This window comes from Acidobacteriota bacterium, from assembly GCA_016184105.1.
Taxonomy (GTDB): domain Bacteria; phylum Acidobacteriota; class Vicinamibacteria; order Vicinamibacterales; family 2-12-FULL-66-21; genus JACPDI01.
In genome coordinates, this window is record JACPDI010000012.1 from 10,506 (window position 1) to 36,860 (window position 26,355).

Annotated in this window: 20 protein-coding genes; 6 read left to right on the plus strand and 14 right to left on the minus strand. The window is 65.4% G+C overall.

Annotation, left to right across the window (positions count from 1 at the left end; genetic code table 11):
- From HYU53_04235 to HYU53_04255, 5 genes are all read right to left on the minus strand, one after another.
- Positions 1 to 1,722: TM0106 family RecB-like putative nuclease (locus HYU53_04235; GenBank protein MBI2220393.1), on the minus strand; the 1,722-nt coding region annotated here is incomplete at its 3' end.
- Positions 1,723 to 1,787: 65 nt separating this feature from the next.
- Complete coding sequence (locus tag HYU53_04240) at positions 1,788 to 2,738, minus strand: hypothetical protein (GenBank protein MBI2220394.1); 951 nt, start codon at positions 2,736 to 2,738, stop codon at positions 1,788 to 1,790.
- Between the two features lie 336 nt (positions 2,739 to 3,074).
- On the minus strand, positions 3,075 to 4,460 hold the full coding sequence (locus HYU53_04245) for a ThiF family adenylyltransferase (protein MBI2220395.1): 1,386 nt from the start codon (positions 4,458 to 4,460) through the stop codon (positions 3,075 to 3,077).
- Positions 4,460 to 4,849, minus strand: a complete 390-nt coding sequence (locus HYU53_04250) for a hypothetical protein (GenBank protein ID MBI2220396.1) — start codon at positions 4,847 to 4,849, stop codon at positions 4,460 to 4,462. Before HYU53_04250 ends, HYU53_04245 begins: the two co-directional genes overlap by 1 nt.
- Positions 4,850 to 4,855: 6 nt before the next feature.
- Positions 4,856 to 5,122: a multiubiquitin domain-containing protein gene (locus HYU53_04255; GenBank protein ID MBI2220397.1), complete on the minus strand. Its 267-nt coding sequence runs from the start codon at positions 5,120 to 5,122 to the stop codon at positions 4,856 to 4,858.
- A 38-nt stretch (positions 5,123 to 5,160) separates the two neighbouring features.
- On the opposite strand from HYU53_04255, the gene HYU53_04260 reads away from it, so the two are divergent.
- Positions 5,161 to 5,409 (plus strand): ribbon-helix-helix protein, CopG family, encoded by a 249-nt coding sequence (locus HYU53_04260; protein ID MBI2220398.1) that lies wholly within the window; start codon positions 5,161 to 5,163, stop codon positions 5,407 to 5,409.
- A gap of 283 nt (positions 5,410 to 5,692) precedes the next feature.
- On the opposite strand, the gene HYU53_04265 is transcribed toward HYU53_04260, so the two are convergent.
- The 3 genes from HYU53_04265 to HYU53_04275 form a co-directional block, all read right to left on the minus strand.
- On the minus strand, positions 5,693 to 6,370 hold the full coding sequence (locus HYU53_04265; GenBank protein MBI2220399.1) for a metallophosphoesterase: 678 nt from the start codon (positions 6,368 to 6,370) through the stop codon (positions 5,693 to 5,695).
- 520 nt (positions 6,371 to 6,890) lie between these two features.
- Positions 6,891 to 7,394 carry a nucleotidyl transferase AbiEii/AbiGii toxin family protein gene (locus HYU53_04270; GenBank protein MBI2220400.1) on the minus strand — a complete coding sequence of 168 codons (504 nt, stop codon included), beginning with the start codon at positions 7,392 to 7,394 and terminating at the stop codon, positions 6,891 to 6,893.
- 451 nt (positions 7,395 to 7,845) lie between these two features.
- On the minus strand, positions 7,846 to 8,478 hold the full coding sequence (locus HYU53_04275) for a hypothetical protein (protein ID MBI2220401.1): 633 nt from the start codon (positions 8,476 to 8,478) through the stop codon (positions 7,846 to 7,848).
- 258 nt (positions 8,479 to 8,736) lie between these two features.
- On the opposite strand from HYU53_04275, the gene HYU53_04280 reads away from it, so the two are divergent.
- The 5 genes from HYU53_04280 (at position 8,737) to HYU53_04300 (ending at position 21,898) form a co-directional block, all read left to right on the plus strand.
- Complete coding sequence (locus tag HYU53_04280; GenBank protein MBI2220402.1) at positions 8,737 to 9,153, plus strand: hypothetical protein; 417 nt, start codon at positions 8,737 to 8,739, stop codon at positions 9,151 to 9,153.
- An 85-nt stretch (positions 9,154 to 9,238) separates the two neighbouring features.
- Entirely contained in the window at positions 9,239 to 12,106 is a 2,868-nt protein-coding gene (locus tag HYU53_04285) for a TonB-dependent receptor (protein MBI2220403.1), read from the plus strand.
- A 68-nt stretch (positions 12,107 to 12,174) separates the two neighbouring features.
- Complete coding sequence (locus HYU53_04290) at positions 12,175 to 15,378, plus strand: PD40 domain-containing protein (protein ID MBI2220404.1); 3,204 nt, start codon at positions 12,175 to 12,177, stop codon at positions 15,376 to 15,378.
- A complete protein-coding gene (locus HYU53_04295; GenBank protein ID MBI2220405.1) occupies positions 15,378 to 18,638 on the plus strand; it encodes a S8 family serine peptidase in 3,261 nt (1,086 codons plus the stop codon). Before HYU53_04290 ends, HYU53_04295 begins: the two co-directional genes overlap by 1 nt.
- Positions 18,639 to 18,652: 14 nt before the next feature.
- A complete protein-coding gene (locus HYU53_04300; protein MBI2220406.1) occupies positions 18,653 to 21,898 on the plus strand; it encodes a S8 family serine peptidase in 3,246 nt (1,081 codons plus the stop codon).
- Here the strand turns inward: HYU53_04300 and HYU53_04305 are convergent.
- The 6 genes from HYU53_04305 to HYU53_04330 form a co-directional block, all read right to left on the minus strand.
- On the minus strand, positions 21,886 to 22,911 hold the full coding sequence (locus HYU53_04305; GenBank protein MBI2220407.1) for a phosphotransferase: 1,026 nt from the start codon (positions 22,909 to 22,911) through the stop codon (positions 21,886 to 21,888). The two genes, HYU53_04300 and HYU53_04305, sit on opposite strands and share 13 nt — an antisense overlap.
- Before the next feature lie 286 nt (positions 22,912 to 23,197).
- Entirely contained in the window at positions 23,198 to 23,338 is a 141-nt protein-coding gene (locus HYU53_04310; protein MBI2220408.1) for a hypothetical protein, read from the minus strand.
- Positions 23,339 to 23,386: 48 nt separating this feature from the next.
- Positions 23,387 to 23,527 (minus strand): hypothetical protein, encoded by a 141-nt coding sequence (locus tag HYU53_04315; GenBank protein ID MBI2220409.1) that lies wholly within the window; start codon positions 23,525 to 23,527, stop codon positions 23,387 to 23,389.
- Entirely contained in the window at positions 23,508 to 25,241 is a 1,734-nt protein-coding gene (locus HYU53_04320; protein ID MBI2220410.1) for a hypothetical protein, read from the minus strand. Before HYU53_04320 ends, HYU53_04315 begins: the two co-directional genes overlap by 20 nt.
- A 9-nt stretch (positions 25,242 to 25,250) precedes the next feature.
- Complete coding sequence (locus HYU53_04325) at positions 25,251 to 25,649, minus strand: lasso peptide biosynthesis B2 protein (GenBank protein ID MBI2220411.1); 399 nt, start codon at positions 25,647 to 25,649, stop codon at positions 25,251 to 25,253.
- Between the two features lie 5 nt (positions 25,650 to 25,654).
- Entirely contained in the window at positions 25,655 to 25,924 is a 270-nt protein-coding gene (locus tag HYU53_04330) for a PqqD family protein (protein MBI2220412.1), read from the minus strand.
- Positions 25,925 to 26,355 lie beyond the last annotated feature (431 nt).

Below are 26,355 nucleotides of genomic sequence, written 5' to 3' on the forward strand. Positions count from 1 at the left end.
CAGCCATCGTTCATGGTGTGGATTTCCTGGCTGACTCGCCTCTGGGGCGACCTCCGTAAGGAGCGTCGCCCTCAAGACGTCAGCGGCAGCGGTTCGCTCACTTGGGGCTTCTTTTTTCGGCTCCTCAATCGGCGGACGCGGCACGTTCACCGCGGCATCTAGCTGTCTCGTCCTGAGTTCTTCCAGCCAACGCCGCAACAGGTGAGTTGATTCGACATCCTCACGGTTATACCCCTCGACGATCACGCGTGTCGCTTCCGCTATCGACGCGGGATCTCGGGCCTCCAACGCCATCTCGACCGCGATTCGGTGCGTGGCGGCATCACGCAACGGGACCTTGCGTAAATATTCGTAGTACTGTTCCAGTTCCTTGATGGAGTAGCTCTCGACGCCCGCGCGAACCGCCTGTCGCACGATCGCGTACAGATCTACGAACCGCTTTTCACGTAGTAACTCGTCGAGCGCATCTTGCCGGGTCGCGTAGCGGCCTGCGAGGCGCTTTAGAGCGGTCGTTTCATAAGGGGCGAAGTGATAGATGTGCAGGCCGGGATCGCTGGCCCGGGTTTCGGCGATCACGTCCATCAACGTCTCGAACGCGTGCTGCTCCTCGAGCGGATCCATCGCCCACCACGAGCGATATGTGAATTCTTTACCGCCGCCGATATGTCCGAGCCCGAACAAATAATCGTGACCACCTTCCCTGACAAACCGTGCGCCCTCAAGATCTAGAAACAGGTCCCCAGAGGAAGGTTCGGGTAATCGGCACAGTCCCTCACCAGCCGACACCGGCAAGATCCTGAACACTGGCTCGTTGCGCGTCCGCTGTTGCAGTTGCACCTGCGCCTGTTCGGCAATTCGATCGTAGGTTTCCCTTGCGCCTCGGGATGGCTTGAACGTGACGGGCACCGGCAATGTCCCGGCGGCCGCCAGCGTAGTTACGCCTTGAGACACCAGTTCAACGCGCTGAGAGCTGCCAACACCGGCGATAAACGACAGGTGGTCGTCGGCTCGACGCTGGCTGTTGCAGCGGTCCCACCACCGGCAAACGTCACAATGTTCCACGGGCTCAGGGTAGCTCTCGGCAAGGAGGGCATCTGGTCCCTTCGCGAGCATTTCCAGCATCTGAGCGCGAATCAACCTGAAGTACGCTGCGTAATCCGCTAAACGGTACTCGTGCACCGCAAACGGATTGCCAGGGGTTACTACGAAGAACCGTTGCGGAGTGGCGCCCTGGACCTCGGCGAGCAACTCCGTATAAAGCGCGAGCTGGAGAATCGTGCCGCCGCGCGTCTCACGTGCGAGCTTGGTGTCGTACGGTTCGTATTGGTATTCGCCGAGGCTCGTGCGCACGCCGGTTCCACACGGAACCTTGCGCAGAATGTCCGCATAACCCGTCCAGCCTTTCCCCGCGAAAGCCCCCTGATAGATCACGTCCGCGCCAGATTTGAGCGCTTCGAGCGTTCGCGCTACGCGGACGTCTGGCGACTCGTCTGTCGCAATTTCGACAATGTTCAGCCCTTGGCCGCGAAGGTGATCGACATAGGCTCGCTCGTGTTTGATGCCGCGCTCACGCAGAAGCTGCAACGCGGCGTCCAACCGAGTCTCTGGAGGATCGATTGTGCCCATGGCCGCAGCCAGGTCCAATCCCGTTCGGTGTTTACAGGCAAGAAAATTCGCCAAGTCTGTCGCGGCCAACACCACGGTGTCGTCGGTTACGCGCAAGGTACCCTCCGCGGCAATGGACCGATCAATTTACGGGTCCGCCAAATCGTTCACGGCACTCTCGATCAAGAGGAGCTTTCAGTCGGCAGTGACGCGTACTCTGACTCGAATAGCTTGTCGCGATCCTTGATCGCCAGACGCTGGAGGCAGTAAAGCTGCCAGTATGACTGCCAGCGCTCCGTGGCAGGCTCAAGGCGCTCGACGGTCAGGCCGATTTGACTAGCGGCTTCCCAGCCAATCATCTGGCCGTGTGTCAACCACTTCTCGGTGTTCAGTAACTCGGCAGCTATCGCCGTAAAGTTGCCGGTTGTTGACCTGAACATCCCTGTCCTCAGTTGATCTTCCGCGAATTTGCGGGCTCGCTCTCGCACGGCCTCAAAGAGCTTCAAGGTCGCGGGATCAAACTTGCTCAGCATGATCCTGGCCGCGATGTCCTCCGGATCGTCTTGCAAGGTGTCAGAGAACGCCCTATATGCGTCAAGGTAGTTCTGTACGGAGTGACGAATGGCGTTTCCGTTGCCATCGCGGAGAATTACTTGCGGATCGATCGGCCCCAACTCTGACGTATCGCTCATGACAATGGCGTCGGCGCCGAGCGCCATAAGCGTCCCTGCGCTCTTGGCAAAATCTGGAACGATGACGCGCAAGCGCCCAGTGCCCACGCACGTGTGAACCAGGGTTATCAGCTTTTCCGCTGCGTCGATATCGCCACCGCCAGTGTGGAGCAACAAGTCCAGATCGCGACCCCTTTCCACGTTATGGAGGAGGTCCACAAAAAACACAATGTCATCCCGATCGATCGAGGCCGCGTTGCCGCTCACAAAACACACAAGGTAGGTGCCGTACGACTCGCGAATCTTCTTAAGAAGCGCCTGTCTTTGATAGCGTGGCGCGTTGAGCGCCTGAAACATCGGCGTTTTGGTTGGCTGGAGCGGCGGAACATCTGGAGTGGGTGGCACCTCCCCGGAATTCTGCACCTTCACGTCGGCAACGTCACCATCGTTTACGCTTGCCATGCTTGTGACTCCTATCAGGAACCCAAATGACTCGACCCCTTCGAAGGATGTAGTGGCAGCGTTTCTCCGGAGCGTCAAAATCAACGCTCGGCCACACCGTCAAGACGTCCGACTGCCGAAACCGCCAATGCGGCCATCGCCCCCTGTCAAGGTTCAAGAAGATGCGATGGCCGCTACCGCACGCACAGTCGAAAACCAGCCACTTCGGCGTCTCGCCGGACTGCACGAGAATGACAGCACCGTCCTTTAATCGTTCCGGAACTTCATCGGCAGCTTCGACGACGCTGACGATTCGCCAGGTCGGCCCAGTTAGGCGTCGCCACCAATCGCGCCAGCCTAGACCGCCCACGCCTGCTCCAGAAAGGGTTCAGTGCGTCCGAGGCCGATCTTTCGCGTGATCGGATCGCAATAGTGGTTCTTGCGCGGCTCGGCGCTATTCGTTGAAATTTCCCGGTCGTGATGTCGGAGCAGGATTTCGCTTGGCCGATACTCTGGCCCGTACCCGATGAGCCGCTCAAGTAATTCAGCAACCGCTGCGCACGCCACTGCCGTGGTGAACGTCACAACCGCTGGTTCCACCGCTCCGAGAGCTGGCGCATACCCTTCGTCGGCCCGGCGCACTCGTTCCGCGGGGGTCAGAAGTTCGGCGGCCGCTCGACTCAGGTCGACTCGCCCACGACATACGAGGCATGCCTGACCCGGAGTTAACACTGTCACGCGGCCGTCAATTCCCGAGAGTGTCCCGTCGGTAGTGCTGGTCAGCAACACGCCGCAGTCGATAACAGGCATGAGCAAGTAAGTCGCCGCGCGCGATAGCACGAGCCGCCCAGCATTGTCGTCAGTGCAGCCGAACACAACATCGAGACCGGTTAATGTCTGAGCAGCGTCGCGCGTCGTCAACATGGCATTCACTGCCTCCACTTGCGCGCCTTCCGCCACAGCCCTGAGATGCGCCGACAGGACATCGACTTTTGGTCGGCCAACCTGTCGAGGGAACGAACCGTAAACTCTCGTTACGTTGCTTTCTGACAAGTGGTCAGGATCAATCAGCGTGAATCGCGTGACGCCAAGCCTTACAAGCTGCTCTGCAACCGCTGAACCTGTGCCCCCGCATCCGACTATCCCGATGCGCAAGTCTGATAGCGTCTCTTGCACGGCCTTGCCAAAGGCCCGAACATTACGGTCGAACGATGGCGATAGGCCGGTCTGCTCAGCATCGAAGGTTCGATATAGGCGCAGGCGATCGCCGACAATCCACAGTCGATCGATTGACGGCGTGCGGCCATCGTGACCATGCAGTTGGCCCGTAAAACACAAGCCTCGCTCCCGCGGAGACAGGATCAGTGCCCCGTAGTAGTCACTGTTGGTCCGTAGCCGAAACAAATCTGCGAGCTGCGTGTCTACGATGCGATCGTGCGGACTAGGTCTCGGCCATGAATCGACGCCTGGATGCGTGTGCACCCATATCGCTATAGCGCCATCTTCCTCCGCTCGTCCGAGCGCGTGTACATACCCTTCGGAGGCGACCGTTAGACCATCGGTTTCGCGCCGCAAATAGGCCGAATCGTGAACGCTGTGAAACTCGCGACCGAGTAATCTCAGATCACCGTTTGGTGAATCAAGAATCCTAGCGGTTAACACTCCGCCTGATTCCAAAGGTTGGCAGGCCGCTTTCTCCAGCTCACCCGCCATAGACGAGGGAAGAACAAGAGTGACCGCCATCAGCTGTGATTGCCCGTGTATCGCCGGAGTTCTTGTCGAATCAACGCCACAAAGCTCTCCAACGAATCGACCCCTGACTTCCACTGGCCTCCGTTGAAATGCCTTGACCACCGCTGCCACGACCGGCCGAGATGTTGCTCAACGCAATTGGTAGCTGGAATCGGTTGCCCATTCGTCAAATTCACGGCCGGCCCAAACCACCACATGTCCGGCGGAACGTCCGGATAGCCAGGACTTAGTCGGAGCAACAGATCGGACTCGCGACGGTCGTAGCCAGGTGGCAAAGGAAAGCCTGGTAAGACAACGCAGATCATGTTTGCCTCGGGGACCACTTCGTATGTCTGACCGCGTCCCTCGAGGTATGCGCGGTCTTCAGCCGGCAGACTCATCGAACCTCACCTCTGATGGCGACCAGGGTTGATTTGCGACGGCGCCGTGAAAAGCCGCAGGCCGTTGCGAATATCAACGACCTCGTTGTTTTCGATTTTCTTGTCCTGGCCCCCGGGGACGACCTGGAACAGGTCGCGATCGGGGCCGACGGGCGTTGTGGGCAAACTTCGCAGCTCACTGCCGGTCATTTGCTCTTTGGTGACGGTGTAATGAACACGATCAATCTGGATCTGAAACTGCTGAGGACCATGGGGTTTCTCGTCTTGGGGCATCGCTTCCTCCTGTTGTGATACTACGATACCATGACACCATGATACTTGACAACCGTGGTGTCATCCCCCAAAATGGGGCCATGAAACCTGCCAAGTCGATGACGATCCGTCTTTCAGCGGACCAAGCGGAGGCGCTAGAAACGATCGCGACGGTCGATGATCAGTCCATTGCGGAGGTGATTCGCGCTGCCATCGCCGATCATGTGGAAAAGCGTCGGCACGAACGGACGTTTCAGGACGGTCTAAAGCAGCGAATCGACAGGGCGAAGCGCATGCTCAGTCGCTAGGTGCTGAAGCCACGCCAGTATCTTTGCCCGCCTCCCGAAAACTTGACCGCTGCGCACGAAAGGGCCCGTCCTGACCGGAGACGGTCCAACGATCTGCACCGATTTCCTAGAAACAACGAAGCGAGCCAAAATCACCGACGACGTTTGGGTCGCCGCTGGACCACATTCTCGGGCTGTAGCTCGGAGGCAATGAACGTCGGCATTTCCCTCAACGTGCTGTTTTTGATTTCGTGAGCAGCGCTACACGTGCTCCTGTCGTCCAACGCGAGTGCGCGGCTAACAGTCAATGACTGTTGGCGGATGCACAAGCCTGTACCGCTCGTCGACGAGGCTCACGTTGTGGATGGGGATTCCTTGATGCTCGTATCGACCGTAGCCACCATGAACGTGGCCACAGATCACGATCTTGGGCCGGGCCCTCTCGACCGCCGCTAGCAGCTCCCACATGCCGCAGTTGACCGGCGTCGAGATCAAACGCACGGTCGCCGTAGCCACAAGGTGGCTGATGCGACACCAAAATGTCGATGCCGAACGGAATCGCCGCGTAGATAGGTTCGAGGTCGCCGGCCTCCTTCATGAAGGCCCATTGCAGGAACGTGTTCGACCACGGAGTGCCCCACACAGAGATCTGGCCAGCCCCGGGCACAGGCATGGTCGTCTCTTCATCAACCAGGATCTGCATGTCCGTCGAGCGCGCATGTTTTGGGGAGTCGGAGCGAAAGCTACACGCCTGCCCGCACCAGTCATGATTGCCCCACGTCAGAATCTTGTGCGTCGCGGGCGCGTTCGCCAGCCACGGACGAACCTTCTGGTCGAACCAAGCCTTCTGCTGATGAGGATCGTGCCGTGCCACGAACGGGCCGAAGCGGTCCGGGCAGATATCGCCAGCAACGATCAAGAGATCGCACGGCGGGATGTCAGGCAGAAATCCGTGCTGGTCACTGAGCGCGACGATCCGCATGGTGAACTCACCACAACGATCTCATCGTCTACGCAACCGTGGAAGTCGAAAGCGAGAATGAAGGATGTTCAGAATCTGGATGTGTTCATTAATAACAAACACGCCGATTCGCTGAACGATGGCCTCGGGACGGTTGACCCGTCCGAGGCCTCCAGAGCGTTGCCAAAATGTCTCCAAAACTCCGGTGGAATCCGGAGGATTGCGGTCGACTGCCGAGAACTGACGCGTGGCAACAAGGCGTTGGGACTCAAACTCTTAGAGCCAGAAGTGACGCGCCATCAACAAGTTAGATGTGGCCGCTCGTAGAATTCGAATCCCTGCCTCACCGCCAGTTAAGTTGTTCTATCCATTGACCTTTCCTTCGGAGACGTTCCCCGTCTCCAAAATGTCCCCAGACCTCTGTACGGCCGGCGGCGGTTCAAGCGAACACGAAGTATGGACGCTTCTTTCAGTTCCCGTGAGGGCGCCTGCCGTGCGTTCGCGCACCGAATTGAAGCCCCACATCTCGCGGCCATCCACGTCACCGTGACCGAACTTCTGAGAGGATGGGGTCAAGCCAGGCGCCCAGTAACCGGTGGACATCGTCAAGGTTTGTCGGCAGGCCAACGCGCTCTGCTTCCCTCCGATAGCTGACTGCAAGTTCGCGCAGAGGGGGCGGCAGCCGATCGGGGACGGGGTGCGTAGCACGTCGGTCGAACACGCGCCGAATGACGTCCTTGAGGAGCCTGGCGTCCACCCGAGCGTGATCCGCATCCAAATCCACCGAGACTCGGGCATGCTCACCAAGTCTGGTCTCGAGAGCCATGCCTCCCTTGACCGCCCATCGGTTCGGCGCAACTTTCGTGAGTCGTACGATCACGCGTTCCAGGGCGGCCTGGCGACGGATGATGTATGCGGGAACGCCGAGACGACGGGCCCGGTCGCGCAGCGTGGCCTCGACCGCAGCGCGAAAGCCGGCGGGCGTCGCGTACTCACGCACGCTTGCCGGCCTCCTCGATTGCTCGTTCGACAAGCTGTCGAACACGTGCCGACCTGCGCGTTACGGCCGTCCGCAGTTCGTTCGCTGATACGAGACCTGTCGCGAGTGCGCGAGATGTCGCCTCGACAACCACGCTGGGATCGGCGCCAATGTCGGCGACATCGGCAACGGTACGAGCGGGAGACGTGACTTGGACGCCGAAGCGGCTTGTGACCTCCTCTCGTCGCAGCGGCACGGTTGTCGTGTGCAAAGTGACGGCGGTTGTCGTTTGTGGGGTGCGGGGACGGCGGTCGCGAGGCAGTGTGAGGTGGATCTCGTGCGAGCGGGACGGCGCCAATTCGTACAGCGCGAGCGCAGTATCGTGTGACACCACACCCCCACGTGAGGCGAATCTGAGCCAGGCCGCGACGACGTCTTCGTGGGAACACACAAATCCCGCGGTGTCGGAGAATCCAGCACCATCAGTACCTGGACGTGCGCCGCTGCGCGGTCGCGACTAGGCGGCACCGAGCAGCGCTGCTGTTTTCTTCACATCTTTCGGCGCCACCCAGAAGATGGCTCCGTAGCGCCCGTTCACCGAGACGGCGTCGATCGCGGTCACGTTGATCCTCGCCGCGCCCAGGCGCTCCAGCAGTTCCGCGGCCGCGCCGACGCGATCGTCGCCCTGCACCAGAAAGCCTCGTTTGGGGCCGACGACCCGCCACTTGGCTCGTTTGGCGGCCTGCTTGAAGGCCGCCGGGTCCTCCGGAAAGAAGTCGAGCTGCGTCCGGCGACGCTCGGGAAACCCCGAGAACGCCAGCAGATTCACGCCGGCCTCCTTCAGGACGTTGAGTACGCGCGCACCTTCACCCGGCTTGTCCGGCACCGTCAGGTAGAAGTAGTCGACGCCGCGAATCGTATCAGCCATGTGTTGGTCTCCTGGTTGAGTGGGCGAGCGCCACTCGGTCAATCCCCTCCCGGTGGCACGCGCGCCGTCCGGCACCTCGCGTGACGCCCAGGATGTCGCCGCGGTGGATCTCGCCTCGAGCAGCGCGTCCTGGTGGAACAGATCCTCATTCGAATAGCCCGACAGCCCGAGCTCGGGGAACACCGCCACGGCCGCGTGCAGCTTGTCGGCGCGCGCGGCCAACTCGATCCTCTGCGCGGCGTTTTGGATCGGGTTTCCGAGCCGGAGAGTTGGAACGCAGACCGCGATGCGAACGCACCCGTGTCGATAGATCGAATCGAACGGGGTGCGGCTCATGACATCTCTGATTTTACTTGGATCGCTCTCTGCCCCGGGGAACGCAACGGGTATGCCCGTCGTTCGTGAACGCCCGGCGGTACACCTCCCGCCTCCGAGGGGCATGCTCCTCCGAGGGTGAAACACCCCGGAGGAGGTCCACCGATGATGAGGCGATTGCCAGATATCGCGATCAAGGAATGCGTGGGTGAGCTGCGCGCCGCGTGCCGGCTGCCGATCGAGCCGGATGCGCTCGACGCGCTCATCGAACGTCTCCGTCCGAACTTCGAGCGGATCCTGGCGCACCCTGACGGGGTCAGGCGCTGGGCGGATCACGGCCAGCGCATGCGCGACAACGGCCGGCATCTGGGCGCGCTCGCCGACTTCTATGGCAACCGCGCCGGCCTCGTCGATCGCGATGCCCTGATGCGGGCGTTCCAGGCAATCCGCGAGGACTGCACGGTGCGCGCGCAGAGCACGCCGCTCGCGTACGAGTACTGCCGCCCTCCCGAGGCAGAGGATTCGTCGCGCGAGGACGAGGACTCCGTGCGTGGCGGCGTGCGCGTACCGGAGCCCGTCTAGCCATCCGGCTCGAGCCGCCGCGGTGAGCTTGCCGAACCGCGGCGGATCCTTCCACCCCCGTCTTCATCCAGAGGAGTGCCTGCACATGCGCCGGATTCTGATCGTGCCTGTCTTTGTCGCGTGGGTGGCGTCGCCGCTCGGCGCGCAGACGCCGGCAACCGGAAGTGTTCATGGGATTGCCAGGGACCAGCAGGGGGCAGTCGTGCCGGGCGTGGCGGTGGGGGCCACGAGCCCCACGGTGCCGGGCGTGTACCGCGCTGTCACCGACGGCGTGGGCGCGTACCGGCTGGCCGATCTGCCGCCGGGCGAATACGAGATCGTCGCGGAGCTGGCCGGGTTTGCAACGTTCCGCCGGCCGGCCGTCGTCGTCAGGACCGGACTGACGTTGACGATCGATGTCGAGATGCGGGTCGGCGGCATCGGCGAGACGGTGGAAGTGCGCGAGGAGACGCCGCTGCTCGAGACGCGCAGCGGCGGCCAGGCGGTGAACGTGAGCGGCGAGCTGCTGCGCAGCGTGCCGCTCAGCGAGCGCCGCGAGTGGTTCAGCGCGCTCGCGATCGCGCCCGGCGTCGTGACCGCCGAGTACTCCTCATCGAAGTTGTTTTACGTGAGAGGCGCGGACTCGAACGCGACGCTGATTCAGATGGACGGCGCGGACGTCACCTCGGCCGCCAAGTCGGGCGTCACCTACCTGAATCTCAACACCGACGCGATCGATGACATCCAGATCCAGACCTCCGGCATCGACGCGTCCGCACCGCTCGGCAACGGCGGCGTGATCAACATCGCGACGGCAAGCGGCACGAACCAGCCGAAGGGGGCGGCGGGTCTCTTCTACCAACCGAGACGGTGGAACGACTCGAACCAGCCGGGGGGCACGAGCACGGCGATCGAGCAGACACAAGTCGATCTGTCGTTCGGCGGCCCGATCGTGAAGGATCGGGTCTGGGGGTTCGGCTCGTATCGCCGCACGGACATCACGACCGGCGTCAGCCGCACGCCGGCGCAGCTCGCGGTGATGCGGGCGCTCGTCAGCGGCTACGAGCCGATCGATCGGACGAACGACGCGAACTTCTGGATGGCAAAAGGCACCGCGCAGCTCGCCTCCGGCCACCAGCTCGTCGGCTTCTACCAGAGAGACGTGAACCCGGTGTTTGACGTGCAGGCGACGGGACAGCATCCGTTCGGCGAGGCCGGCGGCGGGGGCGCGGCGGCGGTGCGTCTCTCTTCGGCCTGGTCGAACCGGCTGACCTCGCGGCTGAGCGCCAGCTACAACGACAAGCGCCGGCACGGCAAGAATGCCGGTGTCGAAGGCCCCAACGTGCGGCTCTTCAGCCGCACCTTTTCCTCGGCCGGAAGGCTGCTCGGCAACGGACTGCTCGCAAGTCTTGGCTCGCCGGTCCTCTCACGGCCCAGCCAGCCCAACCGCAAGTTGACAGTTTCGCTCGACACCACTCTGTACGCGCGACACCGGTCCGGCTCGCACGAGCTGCAGGCCGGCGTCTTCGGTCAGCCGCGCGTGCAGGGCCACCATCTCTCCTACGTCAACGGCGGATTCACGATGGAGGAGCAGGTGCTTCGCACGCCGGGCGTGCTCGAAGGGGGCGCGATCCCGTTTCACCGGCTGATCGTGAACGGCACGGAGCTGACCACGTTCGAGCAGCGCGGGCGCGACTTCGCCGGCTACGTGCAGGACGCGTGGCGCCCCTCCCCGCGGCTCACCGTCAATGCCGGCGTCCGCCTCGATCACGTGGTGTTCGAGGACAAAGTGTTCGACATCACGACCCAGCGCAGCCTCGAGATCGGACCCCGCTTCGGAGTCAACTACGGGATGACCGCTGACGGCCGCAACGTGGCCCGCGCGCACTGGGTGCGCGTCCATGATCAGCCCGGACTCGTGACCACGACGGGCAACCCGAGCCTGGGCCAGCGGGATCTGTACGACCTGAACGGCGACGGTACGTTCGAGACGGTGTTCGTCACACCCCCAACGGCGGCCGCGATCGCGAATCGGGCGATCGATCCCGACCTCCACCAGCCGTTCGTGCAGGAATGGGGCGCCGGGCTCAGCCGGCAGTTCGAGGGCAGCGTGGCTGTGAACGTGGACTTCGTCAACCGCCGGTTCGTGGACCGCCCGACGCTCGTCGAGAGCAACGCCCGTTATGACGGAGGCGTCTTCACCGGCTATGCGGACGAGAGGTTCAACGATTTCCTCCTGGCGACCAACAACCGGTGGAACACGCCGGTGTACAGCTCGCTCGAGCTGTCGCTGACGAAGCAGACGGCCCGGGTACAGGCGCTGGCCAGCTACGTCCGGCAATGGCGGCACATCGACGGCACGTGGCAACCGGGGGATCCCGCGGCGATCATCCAGCCGAACGCATTTGCCAACGACAAGGGGATCGGCAGCTCGATAGGCACGGCCACGGCCAACTTCGACACCAACAGCCTGAGCGGGTATCACATGACGCAGGTTGTGACCGCGAGCGCGCAGTGGCAGGACCATGTCGCCAGGGCGGCGCTGTCGCTCACCGGACCGTGGGCGCTGCTCTTCTCCACCAACTACACGTTCCAGTCTGGAACGTGGTCCGGTCCGACCATCACGCGGATCGCGGCGCCGGACCCGGCATTCGGGCCGCCCACCGTGAGGCTCCCGAACGGGCGAGTGGTCAGCAATCCTCTTGCGACGACGCTCCGGTTCGCGTACCCGACCCGCGGTGAGGGGCAGCTCCGAACGCCAAACCTGCACGCGTGGAACCTGCGCGCCGGCCGCCGCTTCGCCATCGGAACGGTGAAGGTTGACGCGGACCTGGACGTCTTCAACGTCACGAACAACGGGGCCGACCTCGGTTTCGAGTTCCTGGCCAACCAGACGTTCAACCCGTTCTTCGGACACACGACATTTCGGCAGTCTCCCCGATCGGCCCAGATCGTCATTCGCGCGTCGTTCTAGGCTGGACCGGACGGGCGCCCTGGATGATCGCACGCCGGCATCCAGGCGCCCATTTCTCCTTCACTGCCATGACTGGTCTCCTGAGAGCCGTGCTGCGCGGGATCACTGCAACGCTCGTCATCCCCGGCGTGCTGGTCACCGTTTTACCCACGCGGGGACGTACGGCTCCATCCGCGGCGCAGCCACGCGGCCTGTCGTTCGAGCTGACGCGCAGCACTTTCCTGAACGTCGATGTTTCGCCGGACGGACGGGCGGTTGTGTTCGATCTGCTGGGCGATCTCTACCTGATGCCGATAACCGGAGGCGCAGCGACGCCCCTCCTTGCGGGGCCGGACTGGGATCAGGCGCCGAGGTTCTCGCCCGATGGGACGATGGCCGCCTTCGTCAGCGACCGCAGCGGTATAGAAAACATCTGGGTCGTTTCTCTCGCCACCCATCGTCCGACGCAAGTCACCAACAGCGACAAACCCGTCGCCGGCACGCCATCGTGGTCTTCAGACGGGCGAGAGCTGCTGTTCGGCACGCGCGGTGTGGCATCGCGCCTTCAGGTGGTCACGGTCGATTCCCACGAGGTGAGGCCGCTCGAAGCGCATCCGGCGGGTGCGCTGGCCGACGCTCCGTTCACCTACAACTATCTTGCCGCCACGTCCGGCGTGGCTGGCAGGGACGGCGTGGTCTTCTTTTCGGAGATCCACGTGGTGCATCCGAGGCCCGGGTTCCAGCACGGATCCAGAAGCGTGCTCGTGCGCTTCGACCCACGCGACGCATCCAGGCGCACCCTGACGAACCTGGCCCAGGCGCATGACGAATCGAAGCCACAGCTCTCGGCGAGCGGCCGGCTGCTCGCCTACTATCGCGCGCAAGACGGGGTCACCGAGCTTCGACTGCGCGACCTCGAGACGGGCGGCGACCGGCTGCTCGTCGAGGTGCCCGATGCTGACGATCCCTATCGGTGGGGAGACCGTGGGGATCCCATGCCCACATTCGCCTTCACACCGGACGAGCGGGCACTCGTCGTTGGCACGGGCGGCCGGATGTACCGAGTATCGATCAGCGACGGCCAACCGACGGAGATTCCATTCCGCGCCTCGGCAACATTCGACATCCCGCCACGAGCCGCCGCGCGCCGCCGGATCAAGGACGGCCCGCTCGATGTGCGCGCGATCCGGTGGCCCTCGTTTTCGCGCGACAGCCGCCGCGCGGCGTTCAGTGCGCTCGGATCGATCTGGACACAGGAGCTGCCGGGAGGTGAACCGCGGCGAGTCAACGCGAGCGCGACCTTCGACCACATGCCGGCGATCTCGCCGGATGGGCGAAGCGTCCTGTATGTCTCCCACGATCTTCACGCCGCGCACGGAAAAGTGGTTCTCGCCGCCGTCGACGGCAGCGCGCAACGGACCCTCCTCGGCGGCGAGTTCGAGTACTTCGCGCCGGCGTGGTCGCGTGACGGAAAGAAGATCGCGTTCGTGCGTTCCGGACGGCCGAGCGGGCCGCAACGCGATCCACGGTCGAGCGTCCTGGAGTACGGCTGGCTCGACCTCCAGCAGGGGACGACAACCGTCGCTGCGGTTCTCCCGAAGGGGCCGGTCCTTCCGTCACCCTTCGCGGTGCACGTCTCGTTCTCGGAGAACGGCCAGGAGCTGCTGTGCACCGGCCAGCCCGAATTGACGCGCATCGCGGTGTTCGCCGCGACGCTGGACGGAAGCTCTCGCAGGACGATCGCAACAGCCGGGCGCGACGTTCTCGGGGCGATTTCCTCGAACGACGGCCGCCGCGTTGCGTTCGTGGGCTGGAATGGAGATCTGTGGCTCGCGATGCAGGAACCGGGCGCTCCGCCTGTCACGCTTCGTCCGGATCCCGCGCACGCGACGCCGATTGGCAACGACGCGACGACGTCCCTGACCTGGCGCGACTCAGGGGCGCTCTTCGTCGCAAGCAGCCGCGCGGTCGCGCAGCTCGCGGCGCCTGACTGGACACCACGCGCCGTCACGACGCTTCACCTCGAGGCGCCGCGCCACGAAAGCAGGGCGACGCTCGCGCTCGTCAACGCCCGCGTCATCACCGTCGCGGGAGATCGCGGCGCGGGTCCAATTGTGGAGCGCGCGACGGTGATCGTGCGCGGGCGTCGGATTGCTGCCGTCGGCCCTGCGTCTCAGGTCGAAGTCCCTCGCGACGCGGGAGTCATCGACGTCGCTGGCATGACACTGCTGCCCGGGTTCCACGATGCGCACTACCACTGGATCGGCCAGGACGCAGGCTTCCGCCCGCGGGAGGACCCGAGCGCGATCCCCTTCGGCCTCACCTCGGCGTGGGACGCCATCTCCGGATACGGGGACATGGGCCAGGCGGCAGAGGAGATGCGCGGAGCAGGCCGGCTCCGTGGCCCGCGCGCGTTCTTCGCCGGCCGATCCGTCGAACACGCCGGCGGACAAGTACGTGGGCCTGAGGACGCGCAACACAGCGCCAGAATGCACGGCACGCTGGGCGTCGACCTGCTCAAGGACTACAACGTCCTGAGCCGGCGGACCCGGCGATGGTTTGCCGACGCGGCAAGGGCGGAAGGGCTCGGCATCGTTGGACACTTCGAGGGGCTCGGACAGGCGCTCTCGCGAGTGATGGACGGATACACGGGCATCGATCATCCGCGCTTCTCGGTACCGCTCGAGCAGGACGTTCTCCAGCTTCTGGCCCGAACGAAGACGATCCTGACGCCGCAGGTGCAGCTCGCCGACGGCACGTCGAGTCTGGACGATGAGCCGTTGCGGCTGTACTTCGCGGAGGTGCAGCGCCGGAAGCCGGATCGCCTCGCCCGGATTCAGCGATACACAAGCAACAGCACCTACGTGAAGTGGATGACTCCCACGGACAAGCCGCTCGAGCGGATGCGCGCCTTCAAGGTGGCGCAGGCGTGCGCCGCGCTCGTTCGCGCGGGCGGAAGCATAGCGGTCAGCGGCCACAATGCGCCGGCAGTCCTCGTCCACGCCGAGATGTGGCTGCTCTGGAGAGGCGGTGTGGCGCCCGAGGAAATCATCCGCGCGGCGACGAGAACCGGCATCGAGAAGGCGGGCTATCTCGACGATCTTGGTTCGATCGAGCCCGGCAAGATCGCCGACCTCGTGATCCTGGGCTCCGACCCGCTCGCTGACGTCCTCAATACCATCGACGTCCGTTACACGGTTGTCGACGGTGTCGTGTACGACGCCGACACCGGCACGGAGATTCCGCCGCCCACGCTCGATCAGCATGGTGGCGCTCTACCCGGGAGCAGGTAATGCGTCTTGTGTGTCTGCCCATCGTCCTCGTTCTGGTCGGTTTCCACGCGCTCGGAATCCGATCCACCAACCGCGCAACGCCGGAGAGCGACCGCCGAATGTCGTTCCACAACCGGTTGCTGCTGAACCGAGCGGTTGTGAGCAAATTGAAATCGATCGAAGTACTGGTGCTGGCCGCGGGCGATGCCCGGCCCGATGGGTTCATCCTCCACACCGAGGAGATCGCCGCCCTCGCCAGGCACGTCGGCGGGCGCGTTGTCCGTGCGGAACGAGATATCGGGTACCTCCGGATCGAGATGCCCACCGAGCGGCTTCTCGAACTGGTCGCATCGCCGGCGATCGCGGCGTACCAGATCGCGTCGCTGTCGAAAGCGAGCTGGTACAGGGACGGGCCGCCCATGTCGAACGCCGAGATGTTTCGCGGCTTCGAGGTCGCGCCAATCGCGGCCAGCGAGCCGAGCGACACGCACGCCGGCCTTCCGCCGCTCTCCACGGCCGCGTCGCGCGAGCCGGGCTACACAGCCGACGACGACGTCGGGATCGGCGAGTGGCTGGCGGAGCATCCAACCTTTGACGGACGGGGCGTGACGATCGCGCTCGTCGAGACCGCGCTCCCCTCCTTCACCGATCCGACGCTGCGGCCGGCAAAGACGCTGGACGGGCGCGACGTGGCGAAGATCGCCGGCATCCTGAACACGCGCGGTCCCGCCGACCGCGACGACACGCGGGTCCTCCTCGATACCGAAGTGCAGGTTGATACGAGCTGGGCGCGCGTCTGGAGCCGGACGTACGTCCTGCCGCGGCCCGGCGCGTACCGTGCCGGACTCCTGAGATTGCCGGCCGGGTCGAACCTCGTGCACCAGTTCTGCGTTCTCGAGCACGAAGAGACGCGGGAGGTCTGGATCGACTCGAACGGCGACGCGTCGTTCCAGGACGAGACGCCGCTCGCCGACGTCAACGAGCGGTTCGAGCCGCGGTTCCTGAAACTGACGCACCCGAGAAAAGCGGACGTCAGCTTCGTGATGGGTCGCGGGCGTGAACCGAACACGGTTCACATCTACATCGGCAGGGGCAGCCACCAGGCCATGACGGTCGGCGTGGCCGCGGGAAGCAGGACGGAGAAGAGCCTCGCGTACGGCGTCGCGCCGAACGCTCGTGTCCTGCTCGTGCGCAACCACGGATCGGATTACGAGCTGGACGTTCTGCTCGAGGGCTTCATCGACGTGGCCAAACGCCCGGACGTGGACGTGATCAGCTCGTCGGCGGGCATCACGATGGTGCCGGACACGGCAGCGGACTTTGGCGGTCTCCTGTTCCAGCGACTGGCCGACGTGTACCGAAAGCCTGTCCTCCTGGGCGCCGGCAACACGCACTCCGAGCTGGCGACGTCGAAGGCGCTTGGCGCAGCTCTCACTGTGGGCGGCTCTCTCGGACCAGCGACCGCCGCCGCCCTCCACGGGGGACGGCCGCTCGAGGGTTTGATGGTTCACCGCATCAGTGCGGCCGGACCGTCGATCGACGGCGCGATCAAGCCGGATTTCCTGGCGCCGATGGAACGGCTGGCCGTCGATCTCCCCTGGAACCGCGGCCTCGAGGCGGTGCCCAGGAACGCCCCCACGCATCGGCTTCCCGCCGGCTATCAAATCTCATGCTGCACGTCGGCCAGCAGCCCGTACGCGGCCGGCGTCGCGGCGCTCCTCATCAGCGCGGCGAAGCAGCGCAAGGCGCCGTACTCGGCCGAGAGTCTGGCCCGCGCCCTGAGGCTGTCGGCCCGGTTCCTGCCCGGCTTCGGCAGCCACGAGCAGGGGAACGGCGTGCTCGACGTCAACGCCGCCTGGCGCGCGCTGATCGATTACGTGGAGGCGCCGCGCATCATCGCCTCCGCGCGCATCGTCCACCCGCTGGCGCGGTACGCCGCCCGCGGATCCGAGGGCCAGGGCATTTTCGAGTTCGAAGGATGGACGGCCGGGATGAGCGGCACGCGGGAGATCCGGCTTCGGCGGGAGTCGGGACCTCAGTCGCCGACCAGCTACCAACTGACCTGGACCGGCAACGACGGGACGTTTCACACGGCGCCGCGGGTGATGCTGCCGCTCGGGAGGACGATCGCCGTGCCCGTGAGGATTGCGCCAAGGACGACAGGAGCGCACAGCGCGCTCCTCAATTTGCGTGACGCGTCGAACGCGGTCGTCTTCCGCACGCAGGCCACCATCGTAGCCGCCGATCGCATCGACGAATCCAGCGGATCGGTTCGCATCAGGGGGCGCGTCGGCCCGGCGCGCATCAACCGGCAGTACATCCACGTGCCGGCCGGCGCCGGCGCGATCAGCTTCGATGTCGATGTAGTTCAGGGCGTTGTCGCGCCATCCATTCTGCCGGCGCACGGTCTCTTTCCCGGCTACTACCCCCACGTGCACCCTGCCGCAGGCCGGTACGTCGGCAAAGGAAGGCACACGGTCCTCATCCCCAACCCGGAGCCAGGCACGTGGGCCATTCACCTCGACAACAGCTCGCTGCATCCGCGCTTTCCCGACGATCCGACGCCGGCCGACGACCGCGACGCGGAGTACGTGGTGACGATGCGCATCCTTGGCGCGGCCGTTCGCCCGGCCGCGTCATCGGCCGGCTCGATCGCGATTGAGGCGACGAACCTTGGAAGCGCCATTCGCGAGCCGGTGTTCATGGTGTCCCCAGCCACTCTGAAGACTCACCGAGCGGAGTTCCTCGGGAGCGGCCTGCCGCGCACGATCGAGATGTCCGTCCCGAAAGATGCCGCGGCGTTGTCGCTGCGGGTGCGCTCGGAGCAGCCGGCGGCGACCGGCGTGGAGCTGTATCTGTACGACTGCACGACCGGTGAGTGCTTCGCGTACGACATCGCGTTCCCTGCCGCCGGTGCGCACTCGATAGTCGTTCGGCGACCGAACGCCGGGCGGTGGGTTGCGGCGGTGAACCCGGCGCCGTTCCCCACAGCCGGCAGCGCATTCGTGCTGGAGGAGATCATCGCCACCGGGACGCCGCGGCGTTACAACTCGAGGGGCGCGCGCGTTCCAGGCGCGCGGTGGACCGAAACGATCGAGAGCCTCAACCCCGCCCCGGCGCCGGCGGGCCCTGAAGCGCCGCTACTGCTCATCGAACTGATCGACGCCGCGGCCGAGCGGGACGAGGCCGTTCACCGGTGGGACCCCCGTCCGGAGGTGCCCGAGCGGATGCGGCTCAGGGATCGCCCGGTGGCGCTCGGGTCGGCGATCTACCTGCGTTAGTAGCGAGAGGCCTCATGCGGATCGCGATGCTCCTGATTGTCATCATCGTGCTCGCCGCCTCCGGCGAGCAGGGCCTCCGAACGCCGGCCACAACGGTTGCGCGGCGGATGTCCTTCCATAACCGCCTTCTGCTCAACCGCGCCGTCGTCAGCGGGCTGAAATCGATTGAGCTGCTCGTACTCGCCAGCAGCGAGACCGCCGGCGGCAGCTTTGGCGTTCACGTGCAAGAGATCGCCGCGCATGTGAACCGCCTCGGCGGGCGCGTGCTGCGGACGAAAGCCGACATCGGCTACCTCCGCGTGGAAGTTCCGACCGGGCGGGTGCTCGAACTCGTCGGGTCTCCCGCGCTCGAGGCCTATCAGATTTCTTCTCTCTCGAAAGGGACGTGGTACCGGGATGGCCCGCCGCTGTTGAACGCGGAGATGTTCCGCAGCTTCGAGGTCACACCGGTCGCTGCCGGCGAGCCGAACGACGCACATGCCGAGCTTCCGCTCCTCTCGAACGCCGCGTCGCGCGCTCCTGGCTACACGGCGGACAACGATGTCGGGATTGGCCAGTGGTTGGCGGAGCATCCGACGTTCGACGGCCGCGGCGTGACGATTGCGCTGGTCGAGGGCGCCCAGCCGTCATTGGTCGATCCGACGCTTCGTGCGGCGAAGGCACTTGATGGCCGCGAGATCCCGAAGATCGCGGGCATCCTGAACACGATCGATCCGGCCCACGCGGACGACACGCGCGTCGTGCTGGACACCGAGGTGACGCCCGGCACCAGTTGGGCGCGGATCGGCAGCCGCACGTACATCCTGCCCAGGCCTGGCGGGTATTTCTTCGGCAGGTTCGTCCTGACCGCCGGTTCCAACGTGGTGCACCAGTTCGGTGTCATCGAAGACAAGCGCACCGGAAAGGTGTGGATTGACGCAAACGGCGATGCATCCTTCCAGGACGAATCGCCAGTTCCCGACGTCAACGAGCGGTTCGAGCCGCGGTTCCTGAAGCTGAGGCATCCGCGAAATGCCGACGTGAGCTTCGTCATGGGCCGCGGATCCGGACCGCGCGTCGTACACATCTACGTGAGCCGGGCCAGTCACGAGGCGATGACTCTCAGCATGGTCGCCGGCAGCAGGACGGACGAGAGCCTGGCGTACGGCGTAGCGCCGGCGGCCCGGCTGCTGCTGGTGCGAAATTCGACGATGGAGTACCTGCTGGCTGACGTGCTCGAGGGATTCATTGAGGCGGCCGGCCGGCCGGAGGTCGACATCGTCAGCTCCTCGGGTGGAATCAGCCTCATCCCGGACACCGCCGCGGATTTCGGCGGCGTCCTTTTCGATCGGCTGGTGAGCGTGTACCGCAAGCCGATTTTGAACGGCGCGCTGAACCATCACCTTCAGCTCGGGACGTCGCTCGCGCTTGGAGGTCTCCTCTCGGTGGGAGGATCTCTTGGCCCGGAGACGTACGCCGCCCTGCACGGGGGGCGTCCGCTCGAGCGGATCATCGTGCACCCAACGGCATCGGCCGGACCCGCGCTCGACGGGGCGATCAAGCCGGATTTCATCGCGCCGGTGGAGCGCCTCTCGACCGATCTTCCGTGGAACCGGGGCATCGCGGCCGTGCCGCGCACCGTTCCCGCGTGGCGCCTCCCCAACGGCTACCAGATCAGTTGCTGCACCTCGGCCAGCGGGCCCTATGCCGCCGGCGTCGTCGCCCTCCTGATCAGCGGTGCCAAACAGATGCGGTGGCCGTATTCGGTCGACAGCCTCGCGCGCGCCATGAAGATCTCCGCGCGCTTTCTCCCAGGGTTTGGGAGTCACGAGCAGGGGAACGGCCTGCTGGACATCCGCGCCGCGTGGCGCGAGCTGACCCGCTCCGTCGAGCCGCCGCGCATCGTCGCCTCGGCAAGAGTGGTTCATCCGCTGGCGCAATACGCCGCACGTGGGGCGGACGGCCAGGGGATCCTCGAGTTCGAAGGCTGGACGGCAGGCGTGAAGGCAGCTCGCGAGATCCGGTTCCGGCGCAAGTCCGGCCCGGACTTCCCGGTCACCTATCGCCTGAGCTGGACCGGCAACGACGGGACGTTTCACACCGCTCCGTCGGTGACGCTGCCGCTCGACAAGACGATCGCCGTCCCTGTGACCATCGCGCCGAAGACGATGGGAGCCCACAGCGCGCTCCTCAACCTGCACGACGACGCGTCAAAGGCCATCGTCTTTCGGACGCAGGCCACGATCGTCGCGGCCGAGCGCCTCGACGCCTCCACCGGATCGGTGCGCTTCACCGGACGCGTCGGCCTGATGCGAACGAACGCGCACTACATCGAGGTGCCACAGGGCACCCGCGCCATCACGTTCGAGCTGGAGGTGTCCGGTGGGGTTGTCAGACCGACGATCCTGCCCGTCCATGGCCTCTTCCGGAGCTATTACCTGCACGTACACCCGTCGAATATCCGTTCCTTGGCGAGGGGCAGACACGCGATCACGCTGCCCAATCCGGGACCTGGCACGTGGACGATCCTCATTGGCAACGACTCGGCGTGGCTTCACCTGCCCGACGAAGCGCCGGCGGATGATGGAGACGGGGAATACGCCGTGACGGTGCGCGTTCTGAGTGCGTCGATTCGCCCCGCCCCGGCGTCGGGGCTTTCGGCCGCAGTCGAGGTGACGAATCTGGGAAGCACGGTGCGCGAGCCGGTCCTGACCGTGTCGCGGGCCGTCCTCAGAACTCATCGTGGGGACTTCCTCCCCAACGGGCTGCCCCACGTGTTCGATATCGACGTGCCCGAAGACGCCGCAACCATGTCGCTGCACGTGCGGCGCGAGAATCCGCCCACGACCGGTGTCGAGTTGTACCTGTACGACTGCACTTCAGGCGAGTGCTTCTCGTACGACATCGCCTTCCCTGCCGGGCCTGAGCACACGATGGTCGTGCGCAAGCCGAATCCGGGACGCTGGGTTGCGGCAGTCAGCCCCGCGCCGTTTCCCAATGCGGACGGAGGGTTCGTGCTCGACGAGATCATCGCCACCGGCACTGCGCGGCAGTACGAGTCGAAGGATTCGCGCGCTCCAGGCGCGCGGTGGGCCGAGACGGTCGGAGCCATCGACTCCGCACCGGTTCAGGCGAACGCCGAAATGCCGGCGCTCCTCATCGAGCTGATCGACCGCGCGGTCGAACGCGACGAGTCTGCCTACCCGTGGGACCCGAGGCCGAAGTCTAGAAAGCCGAGGGATCGCCCGATTGCGGTCGCGAGCGCGATCTACCGGCGGTAGACCGCACGCACAAGACGTTGCGCGAGGCGCGCCGTGGCTACGTCGAGCACGCCGTGCGCTTCGCCACGGTCGGTGCTCTTTTCGACCCGCTTCCAGCCCAGCCAGCCTTCAAGGACCGCCGCTGCCAGATCGAAGGCCGGCCAACTTACCTCTTTCAATGGCGGAGACCACGCCTCCCGGTAGGAATGGCAGGCCGAGTCATCGTGACATCGTCTGGCGAACATCGCCATCGCGAGCGGCGCCGGTCCAAGGAACGAGTCGTCCAGATCGATGAAGCTAATCCTTCCGTCATCATCTACGAGCACGTTGACCGGATCGAGATCGAGCGGGATCCAGCTTCGGGGTACGTCCGCGCATCGCACCTCGTCGCACGCCCGTTCGACAGCGGCGCGGCACGCGCGGTCGCTCAGCAGGCCAGCGCTCCAGGCAGCGGCACTGGGAAGAGCCACTTCCTGCAGTTCCCCGAGCACCTGTGCCGACGCCATGACCCGACGCTGCACGCGCGCAAGGTCGCGGGCGACGATGGCGGCCGCTCCCGCGTCAGGCCGCGTTGCGAGCGTTTTGCCCGGACACTCCGCGGCGAGCCACCACACGGCGTCGTCCGGCCTCTCTTCCAACGCCAGCGTTCGCGCGAACGCGCGCGGCTCCAGCCCTGACAGGACGCGTGTGAGTCGAGGCTCGGCTGTCCTGTCCGCTGTGAGACCTTTGAAGTAGACACGCCCGCGCTTGGTTTCAGCGCTGAGCACGACCTCGTGAGAGGTGACGCGGTAGGGAGTGACCGGCCCCACGCGCGGCTCACCCACCACCTCGCCTACCCAGTCTCTGACTTCTCCGAGCCAGGTGAGATTGCCGAACGGCCCTCGTACGGACGGCAAACCGTTCTGCCGCAGCGTCGCCGCGACGGCCCACTGCTGGTAGTCGAGCAGCGACGTCCCTGAGGCGAGAGTATCGAGGGGCGTCCAACTGAGACCACTGTTCGTCGCTCGTGAACCGGGCAGCGCGTCGATCGCCACGAGCCAATCCATGCTGTCCTGCGAAGGCGTGAGCCGTCCGAGCCAGCGCCCGGCAATGTCGCCGCGCAGTCCCTGCTCTTCGAAGCAGCGCACGATGAGTGAATCGACACGTGCGCGCTCTGGACAAGTGAGCGCGGGAAGCAGCCAGCGCGTGCCCTGCCAGGCTGCGAGCGCAGCGCGATGGCTCCGATCGACGACGAGGAGGTGAAGAACGTGGGGCATGGACACGGCTCGGGGCCCTCGCCCCCGGCGTCCGCTGTCCGGGGGCGAGGGTGTTGCCGACGCGTCAGTCGTCGAGACCGAGCGCGATGCCTTCCACCGGCCTCGAGGTTGTGGAGTCGCCGTGGTCGAACAGGCCTGGCTTGATGCCAAGCACGAGAATCGACGCCTGGCCGAGCGCGACCAGCTCAGGAGTTGCGTACTTCATGGTCGTCACCTCCTTTCATTATTTGGTGCGGCTGAGCGCTGGCACGTACTACTCATCCAGGCCCAGTCCAATGCCCTCTGCCGGACGACTCATGTTCGTCGCCCCGCTGTCGAGCACTCCACCCGGGATCCCCTGCACCAGGACCGCCGCCGTGCCGACGACGACGAGTTCAGGCGTTGAGTACTTCATTGGTCTTCACCTCCCTCCGTTGTGAATTTGCGGGCGCGTGTTGCCGCGCCTGCAGCCACTTCTCCAGGCGCAGGACGGAGTGAACTTCTCCGCCTGTCGCTCCCCCGCCGTCGGTCAGCGCGCGGATCGCCTCGCGCAGGCGTGCCGGATCGATCCAGCCGCGCCGCACGACCTCGAGGTCCTCGATTCGCGACAGCGACGCGACCGCCTCGCGTGCCGCGCGAAAGGCGGCGGGCGGGTAGTAGCCCTTGGATGTTCGGCGGAGGACCCGATCGGGCACGAAGCCGGCGAACGCGCGGCGCATGAGCGATCGCGTATCGCCGGGCGCGCTCGATTCCTCGCCGGGGATGGCCAGCATGAACTCGACGAGCGGGCGGTGAGAGAACGGATAGGTGTACGTGATGCCTGGCGGAAGAACGGGCACGTCGAGTCGCGCGCCAACTGAGTAGCCCAACACCATCCGCGCGAGCGCCCGCTTGGCAGGGCGAATGCCCCGCAGCAACTCCTGAAATGGATCGCTGCCGCCCGTGAATTCCTTCAGTCTCGCGGTCAGCAGGCCCGTTCCCGGATCGGCGCGGTCTTCATCGGCGGCGACGAGGAGCCTCCACGCGATTTCCACGAACGGCTTGCGCGTCGCGCGGCTCCAGGCGCGCATGTTGGCGAGCGCATCGCGCACCCGCCACCGCGCGAAGTCGTCGAAGACGGCGGCGCCGTTGTCGGGCTGACATCCCATCACCGCGTCGCCCATACGCCCCGAGAGCACCTCGCGGCCGCCGCCATCGCGCACCCGGCGCACGCACTCGAGGCCCACGCCGTGCAGCGCGTACGGCGACACCCAGTCCCACGCCTCGTCGCGGCAGTCCTGGTGTTCCTCGACGCCGACGATCTCGCTGCGCACGCCGAGCTGCCGCTCCACTTCCGCGATGAAACGCCGCTCGTCGCCTTCCGGCGAGCGCAGCGTCGCGTGCGACACGGGGCGGATGGAGGTCGCCCCCACCTGGCCGCTCTGTATCAGGCGGTCCGCCATGCACACGACAGACGATGAGTCGAGGCCGCCGCTGAGCTCCGCCCAGATGACGCCGCGCGCCCGCAGCCTCGAGGCGACCGCGTCGCGCCACAGCGCACGCAGGTGCTCCTCGTAGGCGCGCTTGTCGGCGTAGCGGATCAGCGACGGCTCGAGCGACCAGAACCTGCGGCGGGCGATCGCGCCTCGGGCATCGAACGACAGGCAGGTCGCCGCCGGCACCGCGCGCACGCTCTCGTAGGGCGTGTCCTCGGGCGACGGGCGCAGCGACATGAAGCGCGCGACGAACGCCTCGCTGAGCGCGTCGCGGAAGCCGCACCGCTCCACCAGCTCGCCGAGGCTGCTCGACCACGACACCGAGTCGCTGCCGGCGTGGTAGTAGAGCGGCCGCGCGCCCATGTAATCGCGCGCCAGGTGCAGGCACCGGTTCCTCTCGTCCCAGACCGCCGCGCTCCAGTCGCCAATCAGATCCCGGAACGCGTCGAGCCCGCGCCGCTCGACGAGCGCGAGCGTAATTTCCGCGTCCGTCGCGCAGCCGGGGAGCGTGCCGCCGATCTGGAGGAGCAGGTCCTCGCGGTTGTCCAGCCGGCCGTCCCACGTCATCGCGAGCCCTGATTCCCCGCGACGGCAGCCGCTGGTGCTCGCGTTCGGCCGGCCATCGAAGAAAAAGACTCCGGACTGCGTCACCATGGCGGCTCCTCAGAGGCGATCGAGGACGGTGAACGCGTTCTGGTACTGCGGGCGATCGTTGACGACGCGGCCGTCGACCTCGACCCACGCGTGAGACTCGAATGGAAGAGGACGGCACCCGATGACCGTTTCCGCGCGCAGGCCGTGCCGCCGCAGTAGCCAGGTGGCGACGGCCGAGCGCTGCAGGCAGGCGGCGCGCTTCACGTACCACACGCACGCCTCGTCCACGGCCCAGACGATGTCGTCTGCGCCCGCCCACGAGCGGCGGCTCGCAGGACGCAGGCGGCGGAGCCAACTGCAGATGTGAGAGAACCCGGCGTGCCGGGCGAGATCGAACGCGGCCAGCAGCAGCCACGCGTGGGCGGCGAGAGCGATGAAGCGGAGTCCGCGTTGCGCCTGCCACGCCACGGCCGTCAGTCCTGTACGAGGAGACCGCGCTCCACGAGCGCGGCGACGAAGGCCGCCACGTCGCCCCGCGCGCGCTCGTGCGCGATGCCGTAATCGCCGGCGAGCTGCAGCGCGATCTCAGCGCCGCTGCGCCGCTGCTCGATCAGTTGCCAGATTCGCGCGCCGACCTGGTTCGACGACCACACGAACCCGCCGCTGGCGTCGAGGAGCACGAGACCGTCGGTGGAGATCGACGCTCGAACAGCAGGCGATGGACGAAGCCGATCCGCGTGCATGAGAGGCACTCGGGCGGCGCCCATCGCAATGGACGTGCCGCGGATCGGTGCGTGTGTTTATCGGGAAAACGCGAGAGCGCTGAACTTGCGCGCGGGATTTCGCGCGGCGCGCGCATGCGCGCGCGAGGTTGGCGCCAGAGGGAAGACCGCTCCGGCCGGCAGGAGGTTGGCACGACCTTCTCTCTTGTGTTTGAACGCGGATGACGGTAGCCTGAGCGCGTTCGCTTGCTCGTTCTTTCGTGAGCGCCCACGACTCTTCATCACATCCCGGCGCTCACCATCCACTGGCACACCTGTGAGCGTCCGTACCTGAAATCGGTCCGGCAACGCGCGCAAACACGCTGCCGGACCTAAACCGCCAACCTTCGCCGCACGGTCGGCGGTCTGGTCCTATTCTGCCACGACCGGACTGCTCCTTCGTGCGGTGATTG

Excerpts from the sequence above, each read along its gene's own strand:
- HYU53_04240 (MBI2220394.1), bottom strand. The coding sequence starts at position 2,738 with ATGGCAAGCGTAAACGATGGTGACGTTGCCGACGTGAAGGTGCAGAAT.
- HYU53_04245 (MBI2220395.1), bottom strand. The coding sequence starts at position 4,460 with ATGGCGGTCACTCTTGTTCTTCCCTCGTCTATGGCGGGTGAGCTGGAG.
- HYU53_04250 (MBI2220396.1), bottom strand. The coding sequence starts at position 4,849 with ATGAGTCTGCCGGCTGAAGACCGCGCATACCTCGAGGGACGCGGTCAG.
- HYU53_04255 (MBI2220397.1), bottom strand. The coding sequence starts at position 5,122 with ATGCCCCAAGACGAGAAACCCCATGGTCCTCAGCAGTTTCAGATCCAG.
- HYU53_04260 (MBI2220398.1), top strand. The coding sequence starts at position 5,161 with ATGATACTTGACAACCGTGGTGTCATCCCCCAAAATGGGGCCATGAAA.
- HYU53_04265 (MBI2220399.1), bottom strand. The coding sequence starts at position 6,370 with ATGCGGATCGTCGCGCTCAGTGACCAGCACGGATTTCTGCCTGACATC.
- HYU53_04280 (MBI2220402.1), top strand. The coding sequence starts at position 8,737 with ATGATGAGGCGATTGCCAGATATCGCGATCAAGGAATGCGTGGGTGAG.
- HYU53_04285 (MBI2220403.1), top strand. The coding sequence starts at position 9,239 with ATGCGCCGGATTCTGATCGTGCCTGTCTTTGTCGCGTGGGTGGCGTCG.
- HYU53_04290 (MBI2220404.1), top strand. The coding sequence starts at position 12,175 with ATGACTGGTCTCCTGAGAGCCGTGCTGCGCGGGATCACTGCAACGCTC.
- HYU53_04295 (MBI2220405.1), top strand. The coding sequence starts at position 15,378 with ATGCGTCTTGTGTGTCTGCCCATCGTCCTCGTTCTGGTCGGTTTCCAC.
- HYU53_04300 (MBI2220406.1), top strand. The coding sequence starts at position 18,653 with ATGCGGATCGCGATGCTCCTGATTGTCATCATCGTGCTCGCCGCCTCC.
- HYU53_04310 (MBI2220408.1), bottom strand. The coding sequence starts at position 23,338 with ATGAAGTACGCAACTCCTGAGCTGGTCGCGCTCGGCCAGGCGTCGATT.
- HYU53_04315 (MBI2220409.1), bottom strand. The coding sequence starts at position 23,527 with ATGAAGTACTCAACGCCTGAACTCGTCGTCGTCGGCACGGCGGCGGTC.
- HYU53_04320 (MBI2220410.1), bottom strand. The coding sequence starts at position 25,241 with ATGGTGACGCAGTCCGGAGTCTTTTTCTTCGATGGCCGGCCGAACGCG.
- HYU53_04330 (MBI2220412.1), bottom strand. The coding sequence starts at position 25,924 with ATGCACGCGGATCGGCTTCGTCCATCGCCTGCTGTTCGAGCGTCGATC.